Raw genomic sequence first — 7,174 nt, 5'->3', positions numbered from 1 at the left:
TGTCAGGTGCGATGTACTTTGGGATCGTATTGACATGATCCTCAAAGCCATGATTGACCACCCCTCTTGTCGTCCGAGGAGGGCGCTTTTTCTTGGTCTCTCTCAAGAGCATGTTGTTGGCATCCAGGAGCTTGGACAGCCAGTCTCGACCCACGGTGAAGATGTCACGGAAGTACTCATTTGACAGCTTGTGGAGTACGGTCACACCCGCCCTTGGCAGCCGCTCTCGCTGTCGTCTGCAAGGAAGTGATAATCCCTGTCGCTGTGCAATCCTGATTGCCGATCCCGCAGGGGCGAAGCCCCGGAGGGATCGTCGGCTTTTAGACCGGGTGTCGAGGCACGAAGTGCCGATGACCCCGGGAAAGAAGACCTCGGGAAAGAGATACGACCCCGGTAGGGTGTCGCACTCCACGGGCAAGCTTGATAGTGCGACACCCTGGCGGGGTCGTGAGGATTTTTCCCACCGAACTATCCCGGGGTCTTCGTCGGGGCTTGCACCCCTCCTCGACACCCGGTCTAAACACCGTGCACCCCTGCCGGGGTGCCTCGCTGTCCATTCCCGCAGGGGCATTTATTCCTCCGGCGATCACCATTACGAGCACCCTCAAGGGTATCGCACCATCAGGTCTTCCCACCGAGTGCGTCATCCCCTGCCCGATCATCCCGCTCCTCAGGGAAATCTCTAATACCGATATTAGAGATTTCTAATACCGATATTAGTGACGGCTAATACCGATAAAAGAATTCACTAATATCGGTATTAGATATTCCATAGATTAAATCTATTGACAGAGATGACGCATGCGAATGGCTTCTGTAAGGCTCAAATGCGTCACCCCTCCCCATCTTAGTCAGCTGGTGGGGGTGAAATAGAAGCAGCACCACAGGTCGAGAGACCTATGGTGCTGCAGGTGATGTTTCTCAGGGCTCTGCAGAGCCCGCTTATCAGATCACCGGAGCGTCAGAGATGCGCTCGAAGTAGCCCTGCGGATGCTTGCAGATGGGGCACTTCGTGGGAGGTACCTTGCCCTTGAAGACGAAGCCACAGACGCGGCACTTCCACTCTACCTCTTCCTCCTCCTTCAGGAGGTTCTCCTTCTCGAGGCGATCGAGGAAGAGCTGGTAGATACGCTCGTGCTCCTTCTCTGACTTGACAATGTTGCGCATCAGAGTGGCAATCTCCTTGAAGCCCTCCTCCTCAGCCTTGTCGGCCATGGTGGGGTACATATGGGTCCACTCCTCGTGCTCACCGGCAATGGCGAGCTGGAGGTTCTCACGCGTGGTGCCGATCTTGCCGCCGGGGTAGGAGGCAGAGATCTCTACATCCCCACCCTCGAGGTGAGAGAAGAGCATCTTAGCGTGCATACGCTCCTGGTCGGCAGTCTGCTTAAAGAAGTCTGCGATCTGGCCATAGCCCTCCTCGCGAGCAACGCTCTCAGAGAAGTGGTAGCGGTTACGTGCCTGAGACTCGCCTGCGAATGCCTTCAGCAGGTTCTTCTCCGTCTCGGTGCCCTTGATACTTTTCTTGTCCATTTTATATAAAACTGTTGTGATAAATGTTTCGACTTTGCGTCCTCATAATAAAGTCTCACTGCGCAAATGTACCTAAAAGTGAGTATATGGTACAATTCTCGTCTTTGCTTCCTTGCCGTCGTCTGCCAACGTGCGGTGGACTTTCCCGTGATACTCCTAAATCATAGAAAGAGAGTATTGGCGGGAGAAGTAAGCCGTGGTACCTTCGTACCGATTATAATAGAGACTAATGAGAAGAAGAATTCCTATGCGGGCACTCCCCGTGATCACCCCTGAAAAGGCGCACCATTCGCTCATCGAATGGTGCGCATTTTTTGTGAACAAAGACGAGCAACATTCACTTCTGGAACATTCACTGAGATGCAGTATCTGAAGGAGGAGATCCGTCAATTCATTGTGACGGTCTCACGCGAGGAATTTATCAAGCACGGCGTGCGTGAGACTTCCATTCGCACCATAGCGAAGAGGTCTGGCGTGGCGGTGGGTACGATCTACCGGTACTTTGACGATAAGGATGCCCTATTCCGTGCTGTCCTTACCCCGTTGCTTGAGGAGCTGGACAGGTATCTCTCGGCGCACAACGACAAGGATTTCCTGGATCTGAGGGTATTCCGGATGCCGGAGCTCTCCATTGATTATCTGCAGAGGATGAAGGAGCTTATCAAGGCTTATCGCCCGGAGCTTCGCCTTCTGCTTTTCCACTGCGAGGGGTCGTCGCTGGAGCACTACATGGATCAGATTATTGCCACTCAGACGGAGATAGGGAATGAGTATTTACGCCTGATGAAGGAGCGTTACCCTCATCTGGAGGTCAATATCTCGCCCTTCCTTATCCATATCCTCTGCTCATCGTGGGCGAGCCTCTTTGCCGAACTGGTGGTGCACGACGAGTACACGGATGAGGAGATCGACCTTGCTCTCAATCAATACTCCCGCTACGGTATGGCGGGATGGACGGAGCTGTTGAAGCCATTTGAAACCATCAATACATATAAGTAGTTATGAATATATTTAAGAAACTGGGAGAGTACATGGGTAAGCGTAAGCTCCTCCTTCCGCTCTCCATCGTCCTCTCGGCGCTCAACGGATTGCTATCGCTGGTGCCTTTCGTCCTCGTCTGGCTGGTAGTGCGCACCCTTCTTACGGCGGGTGGAGACATTGCGGAGACACCCATCAGATCGTATGCCCTGTGGGCATTTGTCGTCTCTTTTGCTACAGTGCTGCTCTACTTCGGTGCTCTGATGCTCTCTCACCTGGCTGCGTTTAGGGTGGAGACGAATATGCGTCGATTTGCCATGGATCGCCTTTTGCGTACGCCACTTGGATTCTTTGACCGTCAGGATACCGGGCGGATGCGGAAGATCATCGATGAGGACTCGAGCATGACGCACACGCTTGTGGCACACCTCCTGCCGGATGTCGCGAGCAGCGTTGTCGCCCCACTGGGGATCCTTGTACTCCTCTTCGTGGTAGACTGGCAGCTGGGACTTGCTGCCCTTGTCCCGATACTTCTATCCTATGGTCTGATGGGATATATGATGAGTGCTGAGAGTGGAAAATTTCAGAGGCAGTACCTTGATGCCCAGGAGCGTATGAGCGCCGAGGCAGTTGAGTATGTCCGGGGGATCCCGGTAGTCAAGGTCTTCCAGCAGACGGTCTTCTCCTTCAAGCGCTTCTACGCTAGCATCATCGACTACAGGGATCTCGTGACGAAGTATTCGCGCATCTGTCGCCGCCCGATGTCCCTCTATACGGTACTGACGAGCGCCTTCGCTTTCGTCCTCGTCCCAGTGGCAATCATCCTCATTGGTCACGGAGGAGATCCTGTGGTGGTGATCTCGGATATGTTTCTCTACGTCTTGATCACACCGGTCATCGCTCTCAGTATTATGCGCTGCGCCTATTTGTCGCAGGACTTCTTCCTCTGCGGAGAGGCGATCCGCCGCTTGGAGGGACTGACGGAGACGGCTCCACTTCCTACCGTAGAGATAACTCTGGAGCCTAAGGGTTACAGCGTGTCTCTGGAGGATGTCTCCTTCCGCTATGAGGGCGCAAAGGAGGACGCTGTCAGCCACGTCACCCTCAGCGTCCCGGAGGGGAAGACAATTGCCCTCGTGGGACCATCTGGAAGTGGTAAGACCACCCTCGCACGGCTGATACCGCGTTTCTGGGACACGACCGGAGGACGGGTGTTAGTCGGCGGTGTAGACGTGAGGAAGATGTCACCGGAGAAACTGATGAAAAGTGTCTCCTTTGTCTTCCAGAATACTCGCCTCTTCAAGACCACCATCCTCGAAAACGTCAGGTACGGTTCGCCCGATGCGACACTCGAGGAGATCAACCGGGCTATTGACCTCTCTCAGAGCCGAGAGATCATTGACCGACTTCCTGAGGGACTCAATACGCTCATTGGGGCCGAAGGAACTTATCTCTCCGGCGGCGAGGTGCAACGCATCGTGCTTGCGCGAGCCATTCTTAAGGATGCACCGATCGTTGTGCTTGATGAGGCGACAGCCTTTGCCGACCCGGAGAACGAGCACCTGATCCGCCAGGCTCTCACCCGGCTCACGAGAGGGAAAACCGTGCTGATGATCGCCCACCGCCTCACGACGGTACGCCACGCTGACAGCATTGTGGTGATGAAGGAGGGAAAGATTGTGGAGGAGGGGACACACGATGAACTTATGGAGCGAAATGGCACCTACCGCTTGATGTGGGACGAGTACCAGAGGGCTGTAGCCTGGAAGTTGTGATAGTCTCTGCAAAGGTCTTCCGTGACGTTACTACCTTTCCTACAAAGAACAGAATGAAAATTATGATTACAAAATATCTACAAGAGCGCTTTGTCCTCTCCGAGAAGGGAGCCCGTGATCTCAAGCGGGGAATATTTTTCTCTACCCTGCAGAATGTCGGGCTCATGTTCCCGATCTGCTACCTATTCTACTTCCTCACCGAGAATCTTGATCCGGCGAGAGGAGGAGAGCCACACAGTCTCACCTTTTACATCCTCCTTGCGCTGGGGCTGATGATCGTGATGTACGTCATCAATCGCTTCCAGTACGATAGCACCTACACCACTGTCTTTGGAGAGAGTGCACGGCGACGGATCACGCTGGCGGAGAAGCTGCGCCGGCTGCCACTCGCATTTTTTGCTGAGCGAAATCTCTCTGATCTCACATCGACTGTTATGGAGGATTGCACGCAGCTGGAGCAGACCTTCTCTCACGCTGTCCCGCAGCTCTTCGCCTCCTTCCTGAGCGTGTTGATCGTGGCCATCGGTATGTTTTGCTACGATTGGCGCCTGAGCTTGGCACTATTCTGGGTCGTACCTGTTGCTGTGGCGATTCTTCTCCTCAGCAGACGCCGTCTCTCGCATGGGTTTAAGGATCACTACACCGTGAAGCGCCGTGTTACCGAGACGATACAGGAGGGACTAGAGTGCATACAGGAGATCAAGACCTACTCCGGAGAGGAGGAGTACAGGACCCGGCTGGATGAGGAGCTGAAAGACTATGAGCGGGAACTAGTCGATGTGGAGCTGGGCTCCTCTGCGGCTGTCAATTCTGCCGCCGTCCTCTTGAAGCTTGGCATGCCTACCGTCCTCCTTGTAGGGGCTTGGCTCCTGACGACCGGGACAGTGTCGCTCTTCGTCTACTTGGCCTTTCTCCTCGCTTCGGCAATGGTCTACAATCCTGTGCAGGAGGTCTGCAACAATCTCGCCCTGCTCTCCTTCCTCGACGTGCGGCTGAACCGTATGCGTGAGATTGAGTCGATGCCGATGCAAGAGGGTAGTGAGGAGTGTGACCTTCCCAATCACGACATAGAATTCCACCATGTCTCCTTCTCCTACGAGGAAGGAAAGCAGGTGCTCGAGGATGTCTCCTTCACTGCTCGTGAGGGTGAAGTGACGGCACTTGTAGGACCATCGGGTGGGGGAAAGAGCACATGCGCCAAGTTGGCTGCCCGCTTCTGGGATGTGGATGGAGGCGAGGTCCTCATCGGAGGTAAGGACATTGCCGGGATAGACCCCGAGACTCTGCTGCGGGACTTTGCGATCGTCTTTCAGGACGTAGTTCTTTTCCACTCCTCCATAGCAGACAATATCCGCATAGGGAAGCCGGACGCCACCGATGAGGAAGTGAAGCGTGTCGCACGGCTGGCTCAGTGCGAGGACTTCATCCGCCGGATGCCGGAGGGGTACGACTCGATCATAGGGGAGAATGGCGAAACCCTCTCCGGCGGGGAGCGGCAACGTCTCTCCATTGCACGGGCACTCCTTAAGGACGCTCCCATTATCCTTCTTGACGAGGCAACGGCGAGCCTTGATGCAGAGAATGAAACGAAGATCCAGTTAGGTATCTCGGAGCTGACGCGGGATAAGACCGTCCTTGTCATTGCTCATCGTATGCGTACGATTCGCAATGCCGATCACGTCGTGCTCCTTAAGGATGGTCGTGTAGCCGAGGAGGGATCTCCTGACGATCTGGTACGCCGTGACGGTGACTTCGCTCGCATGGTCCGCCTCCAGCATCAAGAGGAATACTAATTCTCTCATATAGATAACGAGACAGGTAATCCCCATCGTCTGAGGAGACGGTGGGGATTACCTGTCGTCTGAGAGGAGAACCTTATGCAAATGTCTTGCATCCCCCAGAAGTAATAAAGATGCTATGACAAAAGACCTCGTCCCTGCTCAATCATATGATTGGGCAGGGACGAGGTCTTGTAAGATGACCGAGTCTTACTCCTCCACCTCTACAGCGATCTGACCGCGGTAGTAGCCGCAGGTGTTGCAGACGGTGTGATAGACGTGCCAGGAGCCGCAGTTGGGACAGCGTGTCAGCGCGGGGGTCTTGGCTACGTCGTGGGTCCTACGCTTTCTGGTCCTGGTGTGGGACTGACGTCTCTTAGGATGTGCCATGATGATGTACTTCTATTATATGAGTGTTACTTTTCTGTCTTGACTTACTTACGAGGCTCGGTGTCGTCCTCGTCGGAGATCTTCTTGCGAAGACTCTCCCATCGGGGATCCTCGGGTGTATCCTCGGGTGCATCACCCTCCATCAGGAAGCTGACCACCGAGGGGTCGCACTCCGCGATGTCCTCATGCGAGTGGACGATCGGGAGGCTCACCTTGATGAGCTCGTAGAAGATAAAGCTGAAGTCATATCTGGGGTCTGCAGCGTCCAGGATGAGGGCTTCGTCATTCTCCTCATCCAGTGCCTCACCTAGCTCGACGGTAATCTCATCGTCCGTGTCCACCTCCACCTCCAAGGGCGCCAGGCAGCGGTCGCATGGTACGGTGACCGCCCCCTCGTAGTGGAAGAGTAGCTGGTACGAGTGGCTTGAAGTGGGCCGGATCTCCAGATCCAGATCCACGTCGCCGCCAAGGATCTCTTCATCTCCCTGCTCGGAGAAGAAGTCGTCGTCAAAGTGGTATGTGAGCGACTCGGGACCTCTGAGAGGCTCCTTAAAGTCGATCATATAGGCATCTTTCCTCCTATCCATGGCTTCCTGCTCTATTCAGACCGCAAATTTACTAATTCCTTTGCAGTCAAGCAAGGAGCCGACTGCGCACTCTCGGACGGCTAATTCGCATTTTGATGTGCTGGGAGGGGGAGGAAAATAGAGATTACCTTTG

At 54.5% G+C, this 7,174-nt stretch carries 7 protein-coding genes; 3 read left to right on the top strand and 4 right to left on the bottom strand.

What is annotated here, in order from left to right; all coding sequences use genetic code 11:
• Window positions 1–205 (bottom strand): hypothetical protein (locus tag QZR17_RS07885; protein WP_297129659.1); only part of this gene is annotated, 205 nt, incomplete at its 3' end.
• A gap of 740 nt (window positions 206–945) precedes the next feature.
• Window positions 946–1,533: a rubrerythrin gene (gene rbr / locus QZR17_RS07880; RefSeq protein ID WP_297129657.1), complete on the bottom strand. Its 588-nt coding sequence runs from the start codon at window positions 1,531–1,533 to the stop codon at window positions 946–948.
• Window positions 1,534–1,893: 360 nt separating this feature from the next.
• Here rbr and QZR17_RS07875 point away from each other — a divergent pair, with 360 nt between their 5' ends.
• The 3 genes from QZR17_RS07875 (at window position 1,894) to QZR17_RS07865 (ending at window position 6,079) form a co-directional block, all read left to right on the top strand.
• Window positions 1,894–2,532 carry a TetR/AcrR family transcriptional regulator gene (locus QZR17_RS07875; protein ID WP_297129656.1) on the top strand — a complete coding sequence of 213 codons (639 nt, stop codon included), beginning with the start codon at window positions 1,894–1,896 and terminating at the stop codon, window positions 2,530–2,532.
• A gap of 2 nt (window positions 2,533–2,534) precedes the next feature.
• Window positions 2,535–4,286 (top strand): ABC transporter ATP-binding protein, encoded by a 1,752-nt coding sequence (locus QZR17_RS07870; protein ID WP_297129654.1) that lies wholly within the window; start codon window positions 2,535–2,537, stop codon window positions 4,284–4,286.
• Window positions 4,287–4,351: 65 nt separating this feature from the next.
• Complete coding sequence (locus QZR17_RS07865) at window positions 4,352–6,079, top strand: ABC transporter ATP-binding protein (protein ID WP_297129661.1); 1,728 nt, start codon at window positions 4,352–4,354, stop codon at window positions 6,077–6,079.
• Window positions 6,080–6,274: 195 nt separating this feature from the next.
• On the opposite strand, the gene rpmF is transcribed toward QZR17_RS07865, so the two are convergent.
• On the bottom strand, window positions 6,275–6,454 hold the full coding sequence (gene rpmF / locus QZR17_RS07860) for a 50S ribosomal protein L32 (protein WP_018107066.1): 180 nt from the start codon (window positions 6,452–6,454) through the stop codon (window positions 6,275–6,277).
• A gap of 44 nt (window positions 6,455–6,498) precedes the next feature.
• Entirely contained in the window at window positions 6,499–7,041 is a 543-nt protein-coding gene (locus QZR17_RS07855) for a DUF177 domain-containing protein (protein ID WP_297129652.1), read from the bottom strand.
• Between the last annotated feature and the right edge of the window lie 133 nt (window positions 7,042–7,174).

This window comes from uncultured Porphyromonas sp. (genome assembly GCF_900541275.1).
Lineage (GTDB): Bacteria > Bacteroidota > Bacteroidia > Bacteroidales > Porphyromonadaceae > Porphyromonas_A.
Note: the sequence above shows the minus strand (reverse complement) of the source record. Positions and strands in the feature narration are given on the sequence as shown.

What these genes read in the sequence shown, in the direction of transcription:
- QZR17_RS07855 (WP_297129652.1), bottom strand. Translation starts at nt 7,041, where the DNA reads ATGGATAGGAGGAAAGATGCCTATATGATCGACTTTAAGGAGCCTCTC.
- QZR17_RS07875 (WP_297129656.1), top strand. Translation starts at nt 1,894, where the DNA reads ATGCAGTATCTGAAGGAGGAGATCCGTCAATTCATTGTGACGGTCTCA.
- QZR17_RS07870 (WP_297129654.1), top strand. Translation starts at nt 2,535, where the DNA reads ATGAATATATTTAAGAAACTGGGAGAGTACATGGGTAAGCGTAAGCTC.
- rpmF (WP_018107066.1), bottom strand. Translation starts at nt 6,454, where the DNA reads ATGGCACATCCTAAGAGACGTCAGTCCCACACCAGGACCAGAAAGCGT.
- rbr (WP_297129657.1), bottom strand. Translation starts at nt 1,533, where the DNA reads ATGGACAAGAAAAGTATCAAGGGCACCGAGACGGAGAAGAACCTGCTG.